The organism is Agathobaculum faecis, from assembly GCF_014287995.1.
Classification (GTDB): Bacteria; Bacillota; Clostridia; order Oscillospirales; family Butyricicoccaceae; genus Agathobaculum; species Agathobaculum ammoniilyticum.
Map to the genome: position 1 here is coordinate 18601 of NZ_JACOPL010000014.1, position 17696 is coordinate 36296.

General features: G+C 60.4%; 17 protein-coding genes. 11 read left to right on the forward strand and 6 right to left on the reverse strand.

Annotated elements, in window-relative coordinates; genetic code table 11:
- Positions 1-43: 43 nt before the first annotated feature.
- Genes H8S45_RS12820 through H8S45_RS12840 form a run of 5 tightly spaced genes read left to right on the forward strand, consistent with a single transcriptional unit; the run spans position 44 to position 3658 of the window.
- Positions 44-556 carry a YqeG family HAD IIIA-type phosphatase gene (locus tag H8S45_RS12820; RefSeq protein ID WP_054328081.1) on the forward strand — a complete coding sequence of 171 codons (513 nt, stop codon included), beginning with the start codon at positions 44-46 and terminating at the stop codon, positions 554-556.
- Positions 549-1409, forward strand: coding sequence for a TIM barrel protein (locus H8S45_RS12825; protein WP_207724505.1), 861 nt, complete (start codon positions 549-551; stop codon positions 1407-1409). Before H8S45_RS12820 ends, H8S45_RS12825 begins: the two co-directional genes overlap by 8 nt.
- Positions 1406-1840, forward strand: a complete 435-nt coding sequence (gene aroQ / locus H8S45_RS12830) for a type II 3-dehydroquinate dehydratase (RefSeq protein ID WP_054328078.1) — start codon at positions 1406-1408, stop codon at positions 1838-1840. The genes H8S45_RS12825 and aroQ overlap by 4 nt, the downstream gene beginning before the upstream one ends.
- A 7-nt stretch (positions 1841-1847) precedes the next feature.
- On the forward strand, positions 1848-2912 hold the full coding sequence (locus H8S45_RS12835) for an aminopeptidase P family protein (RefSeq protein WP_054328077.1): 1065 nt from the start codon (positions 1848-1850) through the stop codon (positions 2910-2912).
- Positions 2909-3658, forward strand: coding sequence for a GNAT family N-acetyltransferase (locus tag H8S45_RS12840; RefSeq protein ID WP_082397351.1), 750 nt, complete (start codon positions 2909-2911; stop codon positions 3656-3658). The genes H8S45_RS12835 and H8S45_RS12840 overlap by 4 nt, the downstream gene beginning before the upstream one ends.
- A gap of 38 nt (positions 3659-3696) precedes the next feature.
- On the opposite strand, the gene H8S45_RS12845 is transcribed toward H8S45_RS12840, so the two are convergent.
- The 3 genes from H8S45_RS12845 to H8S45_RS12855 form a co-directional block, all read right to left on the reverse strand.
- The gene (locus H8S45_RS12845) at positions 3697-3954 is read right to left on the reverse strand and encodes a hypothetical protein (RefSeq protein ID WP_054328076.1); all 258 of its coding nucleotides are present in this window, start codon (positions 3952-3954) and stop codon (positions 3697-3699) included.
- Positions 3955-4228: 274 nt separating this feature from the next.
- Positions 4229-5611, reverse strand: coding sequence for a hypothetical protein (locus H8S45_RS12850; protein ID WP_054328075.1), 1383 nt, complete (start codon positions 5609-5611; stop codon positions 4229-4231).
- Entirely contained in the window at positions 5592-6131 is a 540-nt protein-coding gene (locus H8S45_RS12855) for an RNA polymerase sigma factor (protein ID WP_054328074.1), read from the reverse strand. Before H8S45_RS12855 ends, H8S45_RS12850 begins: the two co-directional genes overlap by 20 nt.
- 308 nt (positions 6132-6439) lie before the next feature.
- On the opposite strand from H8S45_RS12855, the gene H8S45_RS12860 reads away from it, so the two are divergent.
- Positions 6440-6955: a DUF2975 domain-containing protein gene (locus H8S45_RS12860; RefSeq protein WP_054328073.1), complete on the forward strand. Its 516-nt coding sequence runs from the start codon at positions 6440-6442 to the stop codon at positions 6953-6955.
- Between the two features lie 11 nt (positions 6956-6966).
- The gene (locus H8S45_RS12865; RefSeq protein ID WP_054328072.1) at positions 6967-7188 is read left to right on the forward strand and encodes a helix-turn-helix domain-containing protein; all 222 of its coding nucleotides are present in this window, start codon (positions 6967-6969) and stop codon (positions 7186-7188) included.
- 102 nt (positions 7189-7290) lie between these two features.
- On the opposite strand, the gene H8S45_RS12870 is transcribed toward H8S45_RS12865, so the two are convergent.
- Together H8S45_RS12870 and aspS are read right to left on the reverse strand one after the other, a co-directional pair.
- On the reverse strand, positions 7291-9501 hold the full coding sequence (locus H8S45_RS12870; RefSeq protein WP_186950167.1) for an S-layer homology domain-containing protein: 2211 nt from the start codon (positions 9499-9501) through the stop codon (positions 7291-7293).
- 301 nt (positions 9502-9802) lie between these two features.
- A complete protein-coding gene (gene aspS, locus H8S45_RS12875; RefSeq protein WP_107631809.1) occupies positions 9803-11128 on the reverse strand; it encodes an aspartate--tRNA(Asn) ligase in 1326 nt (441 codons plus the stop codon).
- A gap of 188 nt (positions 11129-11316) precedes the next feature.
- Between aspS and H8S45_RS12880 the strand changes: the two genes are divergently transcribed.
- Positions 11317-11823, forward strand: coding sequence for a helix-turn-helix domain-containing protein (locus tag H8S45_RS12880; RefSeq protein ID WP_054328069.1), 507 nt, complete (start codon positions 11317-11319; stop codon positions 11821-11823).
- A 48-nt stretch (positions 11824-11871) separates the two neighbouring features.
- Here the strand turns inward: H8S45_RS12880 and H8S45_RS12885 are convergent, their stop codons facing one another.
- The gene (locus H8S45_RS12885) at positions 11872-13317 is read right to left on the reverse strand and encodes a lipopolysaccharide biosynthesis protein (RefSeq protein ID WP_147574483.1); all 1446 of its coding nucleotides are present in this window, start codon (positions 13315-13317) and stop codon (positions 11872-11874) included.
- 163 nt (positions 13318-13480) lie between these two features.
- On the opposite strand from H8S45_RS12885, the gene H8S45_RS12890 reads away from it, so the two are divergent.
- From H8S45_RS12890 to H8S45_RS12900, 3 genes are all read left to right on the forward strand, one after another.
- Positions 13481-13972, forward strand: a complete 492-nt coding sequence (locus tag H8S45_RS12890) for a hypothetical protein (protein WP_054328067.1) — start codon at positions 13481-13483, stop codon at positions 13970-13972.
- A gap of 119 nt (positions 13973-14091) precedes the next feature.
- Positions 14092-16335, forward strand: coding sequence for a polysaccharide pyruvyl transferase CsaB (gene csaB, locus H8S45_RS12895; RefSeq protein ID WP_242977981.1), 2244 nt, complete (start codon positions 14092-14094; stop codon positions 16333-16335).
- On the forward strand, positions 16332-17510 hold the full coding sequence (locus H8S45_RS12900) for a glycosyltransferase (RefSeq protein WP_186950169.1): 1179 nt from the start codon (positions 16332-16334) through the stop codon (positions 17508-17510). Before csaB ends, H8S45_RS12900 begins: the two co-directional genes overlap by 4 nt.
- The last annotated feature ends 186 nt before the right edge of the window (positions 17511-17696 follow it).

The window sequence follows — 17696 nt, forward strand, 5'->3', positions numbered from 1 at the left end:
CTATATGTGGCAATTCCCAAAGTGAGAACGCAGGAGTAAACGAATGAGTAAACTGATTCCCGACTATGTATTTGAGTCGATTTATGACATTACCCCGCAATTGCTGCGCGAGAACCATGTGCGCAGCGTGCTGATCGACCTGGACGGCACGATGGCCTCGCATAAGGCTGCGCTGCCGCCGGATTCTCTGGCGCCGTTTGTGCGCGCGCTGCGCGACGCGGGGATGAAGGTGCTGGTGTTTTCCAATAACAGGGCCGCGCGCGTGGAGAAATTCTGCGCCGCGCTCGGTGTGGATTTCATCAGTCGCGCGGGGAAGCCGTTTTCCGGCGGGTTCCAGCGCGCGGCTGAGCGGCTGGGCGTGCCGCTCTCCCAGACCGCCGTGGTGGGCGACCAGATCTTTACCGACGTGTTCGGCGGCAACCGTGTCGGCGCGCTGACCTGCTATGTGCAGACGCTGGACCGCCGCTTTTTCTGGGTGAATGTGCGCTACCAGCTCGAACGCGGTTTTATCGAGCGCGGCAGGCGCCGGATGGAAGCGAGGGCGCGGCATGATTGAAGCAAGGTTCGGACCCGCCGGCAATTCGGAATCCTTTGCCGCCGAGGGCTTTAAAAAAAGCGAGGACGCTCCCGCCTGGATTGCGGCCAGGGGGCTGACTGCGTTTGAATACCAGTGCGGCCGCGGTGTGCGATGCGGGGAAGATACCGCAAAAAGGATCGGCGCGGCCGCGCGTGCGCACGGCGTCCAGATGAGCATCCACGCGCCGTATTTCATCAACCTTTCCTCTGAGGAAAGCGAGCGGATGGAGAAAAACATCGGGTATGTGCTGGATACGGCGCGACTTGCCGTGCCGCTGGGCGCGGTGCGCATGGTGGTCCATTGCGGCGGCCAGGGAAAGCTGACGCGCGAGCGCGCAATGCGCAACACGCATGAAAATGTGAAAAACATCCTGCGTGCGCTGGAGGAGGAACACCTGACCGGCTGCGCGGTCTGTCTGGAAACCATGGGCAAAAAAAGCGTGCTCGGTTCAGCGGAGGAGGTCTGCGAGCTGGTGGCGGCAGACGAGCGCCTGCTGCCGTGCATCGATTTCGGACACCTGAACTGCCGCACAGGCGGCGGGATGTCCACGCGGGAGGATGTGGCGCGCCTGTTCGATCGGCTGGAAAACGGCATCGGTGCGGAGCGGACACGCATTCTGCACGCGCACTTTTCCCATATCGAATACAATGACAAAGGCGAGGTGCGCCACCTGACCTTTTCGGATACCGTATACGGGCCGGATTTCCTGCCGGTTGCGCAGGAAACGGCGGCGCGCGGCTATGCGCCGACCTTTATCTGCGAATCGGCCGGCACACAGGCCGAGGACGCGCGGATGATGATGGACTTATATAAAAAGGAGACGGAAAAATGAAAAAAGTGCTGCTGATTCATGGACCAAACCTCAACCTGACCGGCCAGCGCGAGCCGGGCATCTACGGCTCGGATACGCTTGCCGCGATCAACGCCGAGGTCGTGGCCAAGTGCGAGCGCCTTGGCATGAGCTGCGCGGTGTTCCAGTCCAACGTGGAAGGGGCGCTGATCGACCGCATCCACGCGGCGCGCGAGGACTGCGCGGCCATCATTATCAACGCGGGCGCGTATACGCATTACAGCTACGCGCTTCGGGATGCGATCGCGTCAGTGCGCCTGCCCTGTGTGGAGGTCCACATGTCCAACGTGCATGCGCGCGAGGAGTTCCGGCACAAATCGGTCATCGGGCCGGTGTGCGCGGGCGTGATCGCGGGCTTCGGCAAGCACAGCTACCTGCTGGCTGTGGACGCGGTCAAGGCGATCATCGGGTGAGGCGGCTATGAAACGGGAAGAATTGCGCGCACTGCTGCGCGAGGCGCCGTATGACGCGATGGTGCTGACCAGCGAAATCAGTCGGCGGTATGCGACCGGATTCCATTCGACCGCCGGCGCGGTCTACCTGTCGGCGGACCAGGCGGTGTTCTATACGGATTTCCGTTATGTCGAGGCGGCGCGCGCCGCGGTATCAGGATTCGAGGTGCGCGAGATCGGCAGCGGGAGGAGTTATTCCGCTGTCATCAACGAGCTGATTGGGCAGGACGGCGTAAAGAAAATCGCACTGGAAGACAAGCAGATGACCTATGCGGAGTACATGTCCTGGTCCTCCGCGCTGCACGCTGCGGCGATGCGCCTGGAGGATGGTGTGGAGCGCCTGCGCATCACAAAAGAGGACGATGAGGTTGGCAGGATTGCCGCCGCACAGCGCATTGCCGAGCGGGCGCTCGAAGAGGTGCTGAACGATATCCGGATTGGCGTGACCGAAAAAGAGGTCGCCGCACGGCTGACCTACCTGATGTTGCATTACGGCGCGGAAAACATGTCGTTCGACCCTATCGTCGTATCGGGCGCGAACAGCTCCAAGCCGCACGGTGTGCCGACGGAAAAGGCGATCGCGGCGGGGGATTTCGTCACCATGGACTTCGGCTGCATCGTGGACGGATACTGCTCGGACATGACGCGCACAGTGGCGGTCGGTCATGTGACCGACGAGATGCAGACCGTATACGATACGGTGCTGAACGCGCAGCTTGCGGGAATCGCGTGCTGCAAGGCGGGCGTCACTGGACGGGCGGTGGATGCGGCGGCGCGTCAGGTCATTGCGGACGCGGGATACGGCGATGCGTTCGGCCACGGCTTTGGCCATGGCGTCGGCCTGGAGATCCATGAGGCGCCGACCGCGGGACCGCGCGGCGAGGCGCGGCTTCCGGCGGGGGCGGTCGTAACCGCCGAGCCGGGCATCTATCTGTCGGGACGCTTCGGCGTGCGCATCGAGGATATGCTGTATGTGATTGAGGACGGCTGTATCAACCTGACCGAAGCGCCCAAGGCGCTGGTGGTCCTGTGATCGGGCGCGTTGCGTCGCCCCAATGCATCGGCCCGCTGCTAAACGGCTGGGAGGAGGGCATGCTGTACGCCTATCTTGCCGGACGAATGGGATATGCGGTCGCGGATGGGGCATACCGGTCGGCGCAGGTGCGCGTCGGGGATTTCTGCTTTTTCGCGGGAGAGCCGGACGCGCGTGTCGCGGCCTGGCAGCCGGAGAACACGCGGCCATATACCATACTGATCCCGCGCACACCGGACTGGCGGCCGCTGATCGAACAGTGCTATCCACAGGCGCGCCTGACGGAGCGGTATGCCTTTGCAAAAAAGAACGCCTTTCAGCGTGCGAAGCTGTCAGTGCTGGCCGCCCGCGTGCCGGATGAGTACGCCCTGCGCTGGATGGACGGGGCGCTGTTCCGCCAGGCGGGGCAGGAGGAATGGAGCAGGGATCTGACCTCGCAATACCCTGACTGGGAAGACTTTGCAGCGCATGGGCTGGGGATAGCGGCAGTAAGGGCGGGGCGGCTGCTGTGTGGCGCGTCCTGCTATGCGGACTGGCCGGGCGGCATCGAAGTGGAGATCGACACCCATCCGTCGCACCGGAGGCTGGGCTTGGCACGCGCCTGCGCGGCGGCGCTTATCCTCGCGTGCCTCGAACGGGGGCTGCATCCGTCCTGGGATGCAGCGCATCCGGTATCCGCACACCTGGACAAAACGCTGGGCTATCTTCCGGCAGGCGCATATCCGGCGTATGAGCTATGGCAATAGAAAAAGCCGCTGCTAAAGCAGCGGCTTTTTGCGCAGAATCATTTCTTTTCGTCAACGTCCTCGTCGTCGATCTCAAGGTAGTCGGCGAGATCCTTGAACAACGCGGTCGGGTCGACGCTGTCCTCCAGCACGATCTGCAGAGGCTCGTTGAGGGAGAGCAGGAACATGCCGAGCAGGCTCTTGGCGTCTACCATGCCGCTCTTGCCGTGGATCCAGATATCAAAGCCATACTTGGTGACGATCTTGTTGATCTTCTGAATGTCGTCCGTATTTTTTACGCGGATTCCTCTGGTCATAGTACTTACCTCCTGTGCAATGCTTTCCAAAATCTGATTTATGTTATCATTATAGCATAAAAGACAGGAAAATAAAGCGTTTTTTGCAGATTTCTGTATTTTCATCATTTTGAGCCGCTAAACCGGCGGCGGGTCATAATAATTGTAGGAGATGCACAAAATAAAAGGATTAATGTTGTGCAATAAGTGAAAGAGCAGCCTGATCCAACCGGCTGCTCTTTTTGCCGTGCAGCGGCCCCACACCGCCGCACGGCTATTCGCCCCCATGGGCTTTCTACTCTGCTATCGATATTGTCGTATCGCCGATGCGGATGCCCGTCACGTCGGAGACGGACAGGAAGCGCCGGCTGTCAGTGCCTGCCTGGTAAACATAAGTGACCTCGAACGTTTCGCGCGCGGACGATTCCTCCATGGAGAGGCCGCACTCGGAAACCGAGGCGCCAATTATACTGTTGTCCTGCAGGATCACGGCGATATGGGGCGCGCGGTCCAAGCCCCCATCCTCGTCCAGCGAGGCGGGACGCGTCCCTTCGATCCGGATGCCGAGCGGGGACAGGAACAGATGGTCAATATGGCTGCCATCCGAAAGATCCAGGCTGAGCGCGCGGGAATAGGTCTGCGCGCTTTTGGCGCGGAAAGAAACCTCCCAAGGCTTCTGCGTCAGCGGCACGCTGCGGGTGTAGATGATCTGCGGCTGCAGATACGGTAGGTCGTCCACGGTCAAGCCCTGGAAGCGCGCCTCACGGATTTCGCTGTCCTCCCCCTCCAGCGGGTAGGTGCCGCTGCCGGTATTGTCGATGATTTTTCCCGTTCGGGTGTCCAGCAGGGAAACAATATCACAGGAAACGCCTTGATACAGGTCATAGGGCGGTGTGATCAGCGCAAGGCATAATTCGTCCCCCATAAAACCAACGCCGGCGAACTGTACCTCCGAAGACTCCCAAGCCTGCGGAAGCGGGACGGAGGAAGTATCCTGCTCCAAATAGGCGGAGGTGCGGTAAGCGTCCTGCTGGTCGGTGGGAAACGCAATGGGATGCGCCTGATAAACCGCCGCAAGGTCAAGGCTGGCGGTAAGGACTTCACTGGTTTCCATGCTGGAGGCGGGGCCGATGGTCAGGGTAAGGTCACGGTCGCCGGGATCCTCGGCAAGGGAGAACTCCTGATAAAAATATTGGACGGCATCTCGAGAATCCGTAAAGATGCTCTGCCCGCGGCTGGAATAGGCGGTATCTGTCCCGTCGGTCAAAAGGGAAACCGTTTCAAAGTGAATTGGGTTGGAAAGGGGGGAGCCATCCGCATAACGGAAGGAATAGATGAGCGCGACGCCAGTGCGGGTGACGATGGCATCCTCCACCGTCAGCGTGCAGCCGTTCATGGTGGCGCCCTTCTGCAGAGGGATGGCGAGCTCGTCGGGAATTACAACATCCTGCCCGAAGATGGTTTTCCAGCCGACCGAAACCTGAAATACGGCGGCGGCCGTTACGGTCAGCAGGGCCGCCGCCAGCACGGCGGAGACAAGCCGCCGCGGGCTGCGCAGCGGCATACGCCTGCCGCGCCGGGCGCGCTGCTCCCTGACCGCCCCGGCGATGTCGTAAGCGGGTGTCTGGATGCGCTCAAGCGCTTCGCGGATGCGGATTTCATCGGGTGTTGGACTCATACGGCTGCTTCCTCCTCCTTTCTGCCGGCGTGCCTTCCAATGCCTGCGCGAGCTTTTTGCGGGCGCGTTCATAGCGCTTGCGCAGGGTGGCGGCGGGCTTTCCGTAAATGACGGCCAACGCATCGAAGCTGCGCTGCTCGATCACGCGGCCGAATACCAGCGCTCTCTGCTCCGGCGACAAGGCTTGCAGCGCACGCCGCAGGTCGTCCCCGATATAATCAGGGTCGGCGGCGGCAGGCGGCGGTGTGAGAAGCTGGAACTTCCGGCGGCGCAGCATGTCGATACAGGTGGTATAGGCAAGTCGGTAAAGCCAGGCGCTCAGGCTGGTGCCTGCCCGAAAACGGCTGCGGTTATCATAGGCCTTGATAAAGGTGGTCTGCACGGCGTCCTGCGCTTCGTGGTAATCGCAGAGGATGTGGTGGCAATACCGCAAAAGCGGCTGGCCGTACAGCTCGATCGCATCGGCGAGCGCCTGTTCTCCGCCCAGAGCGAAGCGCTCATCCAAGGTGCGGGCGTCCATCCGGCGCCCCCCTTTCTGAAAAGAACATGTTCATTTTCTATAACGTGCGGCGGCTTGGTTTTGTGACATGCCCGCGCGAGTTTTTTCCGTTTTGTTACCAAAGCAGTATAGGGAATGCAAACCGAAGATTAATGAAAATTATATATTATTTATTGATTATCATTAAATTATTATTGACAAAGATATACGCCTGTGATATTCTTCAGGAAGAGGTGAAATGTATGCTGGAGACGTAGAAGGATATCGTTCGGGCAAGATGCGCGGATATCGGGACGCTGCTGCGGGTTTTATTCTGGATCACCGCGGCTTTGGTTGTGGTGCGCCTCGTCTACGGGACGTGGCTGCTGTTCCAGCCCGCGGAGATGTTGGTGGAGCATTTTTCCCTTGGCGTAAGCTGGACTGGTACGGAGGGCTGGCGGGGCGCGGTACGGTTTGCCTGTGGGATTTCGTTCTGGTGGAGTACGCTGTTCTGGATCGTGATAGCAGGGATCCTGTGGTTGGGCTGTGCTATTTTCCGGGGAATCGACCGACAGGGGACGCCGTTCCTGCCGTGCCATGTTCGTGCGGTGCGCGGCATCGGCCTGCTGGTGATGGCGCTGGGACTGCTGCGCGGCAGCCTGCCCGAGCTGCTCTATACCGTCTGCGGTTTTGCGCTGGAGCGGCAGGAGACGCTGCTCCGCGGCGGTGTGCGCATCGTGATGGAAGCCGGCGGAGGTTCGCTGATCAACTGGAACTACCTGCTGCTTGGCGGTGTGGTTTTGTGCCTGTCCTATGCATTTGCTTATGGTGCGCATTTGCAGCAGGAAGCTGACGAGACACTGTAGGGCGGTGGCGTATGGCAATCATATTACGGCTTGACCGTGTGATGGCGGACCGGAAGATGTCGCTGGGCGAGCTGTCCGAGCGGGTGGGCATTTCCAACGTCAACCTGTCCAAAATCAAAACCGGAAAGATCAGCGCGATCCGTTTTTCCACGCTCAACGCGATCTGCAGTGCGCTGGACTGCCAGCCGGGAGATATCCTGGAGTACCGGCGCGAGGAAACGGAAGAAAAATAACAGGGGCGCTGGAAGCTTTGCTTCCAGCGCCCCTGCGCATGTCCGGAGCCGTGTCTGCCGGCAGCCGGCCGTGTTTGAGAATGGGATGGCGGCGCGCCTCGTTTACGGCGCGTATACGAGCGCCTCGCTCGATACCGTTTGGCCGTCCTTGCGGATGGTAACCACATAGGTCCCAGCGGCATCCTCCTGGTCAAAATAATCCCTGCCCTCGGAATCGGCGGGCTTGGTCAGGTGCCAGAGCTGGTAGCGGTCTGTGTTGACCGTGCTTTCCGCGTGTGATTTACTGCCGACCGGCGTGCCGTCCTTGGTCACCTGGATTTCCACCGCGCCGGTTACGTTGCTGTCATAGCTGACCGCCAACCACGGAAGCGCGGCCGCGTTTTCCGGCTGCAGGTAGGCATCGTCCCACGGATGCGCGCCCGTATAGTCTGCGGGGAGGCGCTCGTAGGAGGCCTGGTCGTTTACGACCCAAACCTGCATATTTTCCACCACGGGTGCCAGCGTGACCTGGAAAGAGACGCGATAGGCTGCGGTGTCTTCACCGTTTTTGACGACGACATACGCGCCGTTTTCTAAATCCACGTCTTTCAAGCCGAAGTATACCGTATTATAGGTCTTGCCGTTTTCTTCATAGGTGCGGTCTGCGATGGAGTCCACGGGCGCGCCGAGCTCTTCCGGAACAGCGCCGTATCCGGCATAGTAGGTATTGCCCTCCTTAGCCGGAATACCGAAGCCAATCCAGTAGTCAGAAACGCCCTGAGCGTTCTGGTGCTTCATCAGGTGCTCGCCGCTGATGGTGACCTCGGTCACATCCCCTTTGACAGTGCTGGAAACCTGATAATCCCGCACAAGCGCATCGGCGTCAATGGTTCCCGACTGGTCGAGGAGCGGCGCCTTGACGATATCGGCCTGCTGGACAGTGTCCCCACCGCCCGAACCCGAGCCGCCGCTCGAAGGGCCGTCCTGCGTCGGCGCGCTGTTCTCGCCGTTCGAGGTGCCGGCATGGCCGGGCTGGATCGAGCCGGTTCCGGAGGATACCGCCTCGCTGCTGTTATTGTCGATTTTGGATCCGATGGTGTTGACTGTGACGCCGGAAGCGCCGTCGGAAACCGCAACATGGGACACCTTACCCGCGCCCTTGACAGTCGTACCCGTGCCCGCGGTCGATACCCGATCGATCTGCGCGCCGCTTTCCGCGGAAACCAGCGTATCCGCAGCTTGCTTGGTCACATCAACCGAAGCGATCGAGCCGTAAGCGGACAGCTCTGTTTGCGCTGCGGAGATGGCGACGGTTTCCACAGACGCGTCCGTGGCAACCATGACCGAAGCGGAGGCGGCGGTTTCGGCGATTTCGACGCGGTCTGCTGAACCGAAAACGGACAGCGACGCATCCGCGCCGTGAAGCGTGATCTCTCCAGCCTGGGAGGAAGCGCCGACGCTGACCGACGCGGCGGCATGGACGTTCACGCGGCCGGCGCTGGCAGCTCCGTCCAGCGAAACAGAGGTCCGCCCATCAATCCGGACGCTGCCGGCGGTAAGGCCGTCCGCCGTCACATCCGCCGCGGTACCCGCGGAAATGACAAGGCCCGCGGCCTTGCCGGAAAGGGTGACGCCCTCAGTATCGCGCGCGCTGGCGGCGGCATTGATAACGGTAAAGCCGTTTTCATTTTTCAGCGCAATCTCGCCGGACGAGGTTATGTATTCCTCGATCGCTTTGTCCAGAAGCGCCATGGTGGAAGCACGGTCGATATGCTCGTCCGGCGCGACACGCCCGCCGCCTACGCCGTCCAGGATACCCATTTCCGCAAGCGGCGCCATATAGCCCGCCGCCCAATCCGCGACCCGGCCCCCGTCGGTGAACTGGCTCAGGTCGGGGGAGGCGTCCGGCGTCATACCCATTGCGCGGGCGAACATGGTCATTGCCTCCTGACGGGTGACGGGGGCCGCTGCATTGGCGTTTTTTCCGTCGCCTTCAAGGATGCCGGCCGCAGTGCATTTCAGGATCGCGTCCGCGTACCACTCGCTGCCGGTCAGGTCGGCATACTTGTTTTCCGCCTTTTCGGTCAAGCCGAACATGCGGGTGAAAATAGCGGCAAGCTCGCCACGGGACAGGGAGCGGTACGGCTTGAAGGTGCCGTCGCTGTTGCCCTCTACGATGCCGTGCTGCACCCATCGGTCAATCGAACTGGCGGCCCAACTGTTTGCCGCGTCCTCCATAACGGGCTTTGCGTTGGCGGCTGCGGCCGAAACGGATAGCATGGACAGCGCCATCGTGGAGGACAGGATCGCGGCCAGTGTTTTTTTCATTCGCATTTGCATTCTCCTCATTGGTCGTATAGCGGTGAGCCCGCGGCTATGCGGGCGGTAACGGTGCGCGGTACCGCGCTCTGGTGCTTACTATACGACAATTTCGACCGGAAAACAATGATAAAAAGCTGGTTTTAGAACAATGTGGATTCCATAACAAGAAGAAAATAGAAAAACAACAAAATAGCAGAACTTTTTGTGGTAAAACCATGTACAGGCTTGTTGAGGATGGGTAACAGAAAAAGGCCGCTGAAACGCATCGTTTCAGCGGCCCTTTTTCAGAACAAAGCAATTGATGGGGAGGGGGTTACGGCTCCAAGCGGTTCATGTCGCGCGGGAACATGGAAGCGTCGCGCACATTGTTTAGCCTCAGAAGCTGCATGGTCAGGCGCTCCAGGCCGATGCCCAGGCCGCCGTGCGGCGGCATGCCATACTTGTGCAGAATGGTGAACGACTCAAACAGCTCCGCGTTCATCTTGCGGGCCGCGAGCTTGTCCATCTGCTCCTGATAATCGTGGATGCGCTGGCCGCCCGTCGTGACCTCCAGCCCGCGGAACAGCAGGTCGAACGACAACGCCAGCTTGGGGTCCTCCGGATCGTCCATCGCGTAAAACGGACGCTTGGCGGACGGGAAGTGCGTAACGAATACGAACTCGCTGTCGTGCTGCTCCTTGGCCCACTGGCAGAGCAGAACCTCTTCGTCCGGATTGAGGTCGTAACGGTTTTTGGATTTATGGCCGTATTTTTCCTCCATGATCTGCTTGGCCTCATGGAAGCGGATGGTCGGGATCTCGCGGATCTCCGGCACGTCGGCCTTGAGAAGTGCCAGCTCCTCCGCGCAATGCTCCTTGACGTAAGCCATGACCGACTTTAACATGCCGGTTTCCATTGCCATCACGTCATACATGGAATCGATATAGGCCATCTCGAAATCAAGGCCGATATACTCATTCAAATGGCGCGAGGTATTATGCCGCTCGGCGCGGTAAACCGAGCCGATCTCGAACACGCGGCCGAACGCGCCCGCAAGGTACTGCTTGTGGAACTGGGGCGACTGCGCCAGGTAAGCGGGCTGGCCGAAGTAGTCCAGCTTGAACAGGTTCGCGCCGCCCTCTGCGCCCGCGACAACGATCTTGGGCGTGTGGATGTGGGTAAAGCCCTGCGCCTGCATATACTGGGCGAAGCCGTCCGCAATCGCGCCCTGTACGCGGAACACGGCCTGCTTGACCGGATGGCGCAGGGTGATCGGGCGCAGCGGCAGATCGACGTCGAGCGACAGGCCCATATATTTTTTGCCCAGCGGCACGGGAAGTTGCTCGTACGGGCGGCCGATGACCTTGACCGCGCTCAGCACAACCTCGATGCCGTGCTCGGCTCGGGGTTCCTCATGCACCTTGCCGGTGACCTCGAGCACCATGGCGTCCCGAATATCCGCGCGCTTGACGCCGCCGATCTCGTCCCCCTGGAACGTGCATTGGATCAGGCCGCGCTCGACACGCATGATGATGAACGAAAAATCGGACATATCACGGGCGCGGTGTACGGTGCCGCGGAACGTGACCTCGCTACCGACCGCGCCGCAGACGCGCTTGACGGTATCAACGTACTGTCCCGCTTCATGAATCATTTCCATAATTATAACGCCTCTCTATTCAGCATTCTCATACAGGAATACATTGTACCATGAAAAGAGAAGATAAACAAGTTTTTTACGGGAAAAAGCAGACGGGATTCGCTTAAATGTTAAAATGCGTTGCTTGCAGCAACGGGCAGCTCCTCATATAATTATGACAAAGACCAGAAGAATGGAGGCTATCCCCGATGCTCAAAGAAAACATAAAAGCAATCAGAAAATCAAAAGGTCTTTCGCAACAGGAGCTTGCTGTAAAGCTGAACGTGGTGCGACAAACAATTTCCAAGTGGGAGCAAGGCTTGTCAGTTCCTGATTCTGATATGTTGATCTCCCTATCGGAAGCGCTTGCAACACCCGTGAGCACGCTGCTTGGAGAAAACGTCACGGAGCCGGAAGCTGATGACTTAAAGGCGATTTCCGCAAAGCTAGAGGTGATAAACTTGCAGCTCGCACAGAGAAAAGCCGCAGGAAAGAAAATGCTGCATTGGCTCCTTATCGCATTGTGCGCAGGCATAGCAGCAATTTTTGCATTCTTATTGGCGTTGGAAAGTCCTTACCTGGGCTGGGATTACAGTGATCCGGAAACGGCTGTTCTCGGCGTTGCGCTGCACGCATTTGAATGGCTGTTTGTCAGAGTGGCGCCGCTTATCTTGGTTGCTGCATTCCTTGGACTTTTCCTGACACGAAAGGACTAGATGATGAAACCCGAAAGGCAGATACAGTATGACCGTATCTGCCTTTTATTATCGCTTCAGCCTTTTCAGTACGGCTTGCGCTTCCGCACGTCCCTCGCCGCTGGCGATGATGGCTACTGCGTACACCGCCGCGCCCGCCGCGACCGCGCAGACCAGCCGCAGCAGGTTATTCACGGGCAACAGCGTGCAGCCAAACGCCGCCGCGCCGCAGAGCAGCGCACAGACCAGGATGCGCGCCAGGCTTTTCGCGGGTACGCGGAAAATAAAGCGCTTGCGCACGCGCACCGCCGTAATGATAAAATACGAGGCGAACGCGACGACCGAGCCGAGCGCGCCGCCGGTGAACCCGAGCGTTTTGAGCAGCACAACGCTGCACACCACCTTGATGGCCGCCGCCGCTGCGCTGTTCTGCAGCACATGGATGGTGGACTGCTCCAGCTCATACGCCTTGTTGGCGTATTCGGTCAGCCCCATGAAAAGCATGGCGAGCGCGGTGTAGGCGATGACCGGCGCGCCCGCGTCGTACCCCGCCGCGAACAGGAAGCGGGACATGGGCAGCGCCACCGCGGACAGCCCTGCGACAGCCGGTACCGCGATCAGCAGATACAGCCGCACGCCCTGGTCGAGCAGCGGCTTGGCGGCGGCCTGTCCGCCGTCGCGCCAGGCGCGCAGCACGTTCGGGTATACGCCGCGCATGATGCCGACCGAGATCATCGTAAAAATACCAGAAGCGATCGAGTTGTTCTGGTTGTAGACCGCAAAGGCCTCCTTGCCGAAAAAACCCGTCACCAGATAGCGGTCGATCATGTTGAGCAGCGCGACCGCGATCGATACCCCCATGAGCGGCACGCCGTAGGCGAAAAACTTGTGCAGCAGGGGGCGGGAGAACCAGCGCAGGCGCGCGACCGTCGGGATGGACAGCGCGAAGACCGCGCCCAGGCCGGCCAGACCGTCCGCGAGGGTGTTGGCGATGAACGCGGGCGCGGCGGAGGGGTAATCGGATGCGCCGTGGACGATCGCATAAGCGATAGCCAGCTTGCCCGCCGCGGAAAACAGGCTGAGCGAGATGGAGGCGCGCATCCGGCCGAGCTGGATCAGCGCGGAGTTGAGGATCTGGAACACGGTATAGCTGAAGAACATGCACGCGCCGCCGAGCCAGACCGGATCGCGCGTGACCGCGGCCGCGCAGAGCGCGACGGCCGCGACGGCCGCGCAGATCAGCAGATAGATGGCTGAAACGGTCGAAAACAGCGCGCTGGCGCGGTCCCTGCGGAATTCCTCGCCCACATAGCGCGTGGCGGCGTTCGCCATCCAGCCCGCGACGACCAGATAACAGAACTGCACGGTCGTGTTGACAATGCCGAACGTGCCGACCGCGCCCTGTGTGAAAATATGCGTATACAAGGAAGAGCACGCGATGACGAGCAGCCCCTCGACCACCTTGGCGGGGAGGAACAGCATCGCGTCGCGCGTCATAGTGTTTTTACCGGACAAATGAGGAACCCTCGCTTTCGGTCAGATAACCATAGTATAGCATGATATGGCGGCAAAAACAAATACGGCTTTGCTGGAAACGCCTTTTCCTTGCGGCGGGCGCGGCGGTATGCTATGATAAAACCGGATGGAACAATACACAAGCTGTGAACGGAGGAATGCAATGTACAGCCAAAGAGGGAAGATCAGGATACCATCCTATGTTTTTATTTTGCTGTTGGCCGTTATTTTGGGCGGCTACCTGTTCAGCGGCGGGCTGGCCGGTGTGAATGCCCGCGCGCTTGAACACGCGGTGGAGGCAATACCGGAGGAGTCGACCCAGGTATCCCTGAACGAGCTGGTCCCGTTCGAGTGGGACGAGGTATATACATTTGGCCCATATACCTCGAAGGAGGAAATCCAAAGCATCATCCGGCTGGACAGTGACGCAGTCAAGGAGAGCGTCAGCGAGGGGATGGTGCAGCTTGTGTTTGTCGAGTGGGGGAAGGAAAGGGTCGTGGCGAGCGTTTGTGCGTATCCGGATAACCTTGGCTACGATATCCGCATCCCTTTCAATCACGGGGACGAGGGATACGGCGTGCTGCGCTATGAGGACAACGCCGTGTTCTCCAAAAGCACGGAAAACGGCGTGACCGTTCTTACCTATCTCCCGTGAGCGGGAGAGCCGCCCCTGACGGGCGGCTTTCTTTTGCATTTGCCGGTGTTCCGTGGTATACTATGGTATACTCATGCGAGTATTACCAGCCTTATCAGGAGGAGTTGCCCTTGCGAGTCATGCATGTTATGGGCGGCGGCGACGTGGGCGGCGCCAAAACCCACATTATGAATATGGTCACCGGCCTGAGCCGGCGGAACGAGGTTATGCTGCTTTCGTTTCGCGCAGGCCCGTTTGCGGATGAGGCGCGTGAGCGCGGCATCGACGTCCGCGTGATCGAGCGGCATAACCCGTTCCGCGCGGCGCGCGCGATGCGCGACCTGGTGGACGAGTTCCGGCCGGACATTATCCACTGCCACGGCGGTCGCGCCAATCTGATGGGGGCGATGGTACGCCGTTCGCGCCAGGTGCCGATCGTGACGACCGTGCATTCGGATTATAAGCTGGACTATCTCGGCAATCCGTTCAAGCAGCATACATTCGGCGCGGCGAACGCGGTCGCGCTGCGTTTTCTGGATTTTTACCAGCCGGTCGCGGACCGGATGGCGCGCACGCTGATCGAGCGCGGCTTCGATCCCGAACGGATTGTGAAGATTTACAACGGCATGGATTTCAAACGGCCGGAGGGCGAATTTGACCGTGCTGCCTATCTGCGGGATACCTACGGCGTGGAGGTGGAGGAGGGCGACGTGCTGTGCGGGATCGCCGCGCGTCTGACCGCGGTCAAGGATATTGCGACGACCGTGCGCGGCTTTGCCGCGGCGCTTGAGGAGGCGCCGCAGCTGCGCCTGTTCATCGCGGGCGACGGCGAGGATGAGGAGATGCTCCGCAGGCTGTGCGCCCAGCTCGGCGTGGCGGAGCGCGTGACGTTCTGCGGCTGGGTTTCCCCAGTCGGGCCGTTTTTCCGCGCAATGGACATCAACCTTTTGTCCTCGGTGTCCGAAACTTTCCCGTACTCCATCCTCGAAGGCGTCTGCGCGGGCTGCGCGACCATCTGCTCGGATGTGGGCGGCATGCCCGAACTGATCGACACGGGCGAAAACGGCTATATTTTCCCAGTTGGGGACGACCGCCAGCTTGCCAGATACATGGCGCGCCTGGCAAACGACCCCGCGCTGCGCTGCGCCTTTTCCGAGGCGCTGTACGACAAGGCCTCCCGCGAGTTTTCCCGGGAGAATATGTGCGCGCGGCAGGAGGCGAATTACCGCCATCTGCTCGCCCGCTTCCACCGGCCCAAACACGAGCGCGAGAGCATCGTGATCTGCGGCGCGTACGGGCGCGGCAATGCGGGCGACGACGCTATTTTGGAGGCGATCGTGCAGGAGATGCGTGCGCTCGATCCGGAGCGCACGATCTGCGTTATGTCCCGCCGCCCGAAAGAGACTCGCCTGGTCTACCGGACGAACGCGATTTATACGTTCAACGTGTTCGCCGTGCTGCGGCGGTTCCGGCGCGCGGCACTGTATATCAACGGCGGCGGCTCGCTGATGCAGGACGTCACCTCAACGCGGTCGATCTGGTATTACTGCTACACCCTGCGCGCGGCGAAAAAGCGCGGCTGCAAGGTGATGATGTACGGCTGCGGCATCGGCCCGATCAACCGCGCGGGCAACCGCGTCATGGCGGCCAAGACGATCGACCGGTCGGTCGACCGCATTACGCTGCGCGACGATAACTCCCGTTCGCTTCTGGCCGAGATGGGCGTGACCCGTCCGGACATCCGCGTATCCGCCGACCCGACGATTATCCTGGACCCCGCGCCGCGCGAGGTCGTGTCGCTCGCCATGGAGCAGAGCGGCATCGATCCTGAGGGGCGCTATATCGGCTTCGGCCTGCGAAACTGGAAAGGGCTGGACGCGGCGTTGCCCGAGATTGCGGCGGCGGCCAATTACGCCTATGAGAGACATGGGCTGACACCGGTGTTCGTCCCCATCGAATTCCCGAACGACCTGCTGCCCGCCGAGCGGGTGGGGGCGCTGCTCCGCTGCCCGTGGCACGCGGTGCGCACCCGCCAGCCGATCGAGGTGACCATCGGCATCCTGGCGCGCATGAAAACCGTGGTCGGCATCCGCCTGCACTCGCTGATGTTTTCCGCTGGACAAGGCGTGCCGGTCGTGGGCATGAGCTACGACATCAAGGTGGACGGTTTTCTCAAATATATCGGCAGCCGCACCTGTCTGCAGCTGCAGACCGTGCGCGCGGAGCCGCTGTGCCGCCTGATCGACGAGTGTGTGTCCGGCGCGCTGGATGGGGAGGTGCGCCGCACCGCCGGAATGCTGCGCGAGCGCGAGCAGGAGAACGTGCGCTGCGCTGCGCTGCTGCTGGGATTGAAGTGTGAAAAAAAGGACGGGGAAAACGCATGAAAAACCATATCGTCTGTCTGTCGACGACCAACTACCACCCGCTGCCGACCCGCAAGCAGAACGTGATGAGCCGCCTGCGGAACGCGGAGGTGCTGTATTTTGATCCGCCGGTGTCGGTGATTGCGCCGCTCAAGGCCAAAAAAGCGTCCGCGTATCTCTCGAAATACAAGCGGCCGGGGGAAAAGGTGGAGGGGCATGAAAACATCACTGTCTACGCGTTGCCGCCCGTCCTGCCGTTTTTCAACAAGTTCCGGTGGGTCAACCGCCTCAACCAGAAGCGCCAGGCCGCATTCGTGCGCCGGAAGATGTGCGAGCACGGCTTCGGGGAGGAAACGGTGCTCTGGTGCTACTCGCCGTCCTCCTGCGATATCGCGGCGCATGTGCCGCACCGCGCGCTGGTTTATGACTGCGTGGACCGCCATTCGGCTTACAAGGGGCATATCGATCCGGTGGTGGTGGACCGGATGGAGCGCGACCTTGCGGGGGTGGCGGATCAGGTGTTCGCGACTGCGGTCGGGCTGGCCAAAACGCTGGAAAAGGTGAACCCCACGACAAAAATGATCCCGAATGGCGCGGCGTATGAGATCTTTTCGCGCGTGCAGACCGAAAAAGGCAGCCTGCCTTGTCCGGAAGATATGAAAAGCTTGAAGCATCCAGTGTTCGGGTTTGTGGGCATGCTGCAGGAGTGCATCGATTACGCGCTGATCGAAAAGCTGGCAAAGGATCGGCCGGATGCGACTGTTTTCCTGATCGGCCGGACGCTGCCGGGCGTGGACCTGTCGCATTTGCGGCAGTATCCCAATATCGTGTTCCACGGCCTGGTGCCGCAGCCCGAGCTGCCTGCGTACCTGGCGCAGATGGATGTATGCCTGAATGTGTTTCGCGCGGGTGCGCTGAGCCGCGATGTATCCCCGCTCAAGTTTTACGAGTACCTTGCGACCGGCAAGCCGGTGGTTTCCACACGCGAGCCGCTGCAGGTCGAGGATTTCGCGGACGTGGTGTATATCGCGCACGACGCGGACGAGTTTATCGCTATGTGCGACGCGGCAGCGACGGAAAATGATCCGGAGAAAGTGGCCAAACGGCTGTCCTATGGCGCGCAGTGCTCCTGGAGCGAGCGCGTGCGCCAGATTGAGGCGGTGCTGTACGGAAAGGGCGTTCTGCACGAAAGCTGAGAGCCGCGGCCCCCATCTTTGGGCATTTGTACAAAACGAGAAAAAACGGCGTAAAACGCTTGCAATACACAGGCGCTTTGGATAAAATATTGATGTATCTCCACTGATAGCAGGACAAGCAGCGAAAGAGGTGTACACATGATCGGAAGCGTGTTTCTGGATAAGGCGGCGCAGTCTATCCGCATG

Coding starts and splice junctions, on each gene's coding strand:
- H8S45_RS12820 (WP_054328081.1), top strand. CDS start 44: ATGAGTAAACTGATTCCCGACTATGTATTTGAGTCGATTTATGACATT.
- H8S45_RS12825 (WP_207724505.1), top strand. CDS start 549: ATGATTGAAGCAAGGTTCGGACCCGCCGGCAATTCGGAATCCTTTGCC.
- aroQ (WP_054328078.1), top strand. CDS start 1,406: ATGAAAAAAGTGCTGCTGATTCATGGACCAAACCTCAACCTGACCGGC.
- H8S45_RS12835 (WP_054328077.1), top strand. CDS start 1,848: ATGAAACGGGAAGAATTGCGCGCACTGCTGCGCGAGGCGCCGTATGAC.
- H8S45_RS12845 (WP_054328076.1), bottom strand. CDS start 3,954: ATGACCAGAGGAATCCGCGTAAAAAATACGGACGACATTCAGAAGATC.
- H8S45_RS12850 (WP_054328075.1), bottom strand. CDS start 5,611: ATGAGTCCAACACCCGATGAAATCCGCATCCGCGAAGCGCTTGAGCGC.
- H8S45_RS12855 (WP_054328074.1), bottom strand. CDS start 6,131: ATGGACGCCCGCACCTTGGATGAGCGCTTCGCTCTGGGCGGAGAACAG.
- H8S45_RS12865 (WP_054328072.1), top strand. CDS start 6,967: ATGGCAATCATATTACGGCTTGACCGTGTGATGGCGGACCGGAAGATG.
- H8S45_RS12870 (WP_186950167.1), bottom strand. CDS start 9,501: ATGCGAATGAAAAAAACACTGGCCGCGATCCTGTCCTCCACGATGGCG.
- aspS (WP_107631809.1), bottom strand. CDS start 11,128: ATGGAAATGATTCATGAAGCGGGACAGTACGTTGATACCGTCAAGCGC.
- H8S45_RS12880 (WP_054328069.1), top strand. CDS start 11,317: ATGCTCAAAGAAAACATAAAAGCAATCAGAAAATCAAAAGGTCTTTCG.
- H8S45_RS12890 (WP_054328067.1), top strand. CDS start 13,481: ATGTACAGCCAAAGAGGGAAGATCAGGATACCATCCTATGTTTTTATT.
- csaB (WP_242977981.1), top strand. CDS start 14,092: ATGCATGTTATGGGCGGCGGCGACGTGGGCGGCGCCAAAACCCACATT.
- H8S45_RS12900 (WP_186950169.1), top strand. CDS start 16,332: ATGAAAAACCATATCGTCTGTCTGTCGACGACCAACTACCACCCGCTG.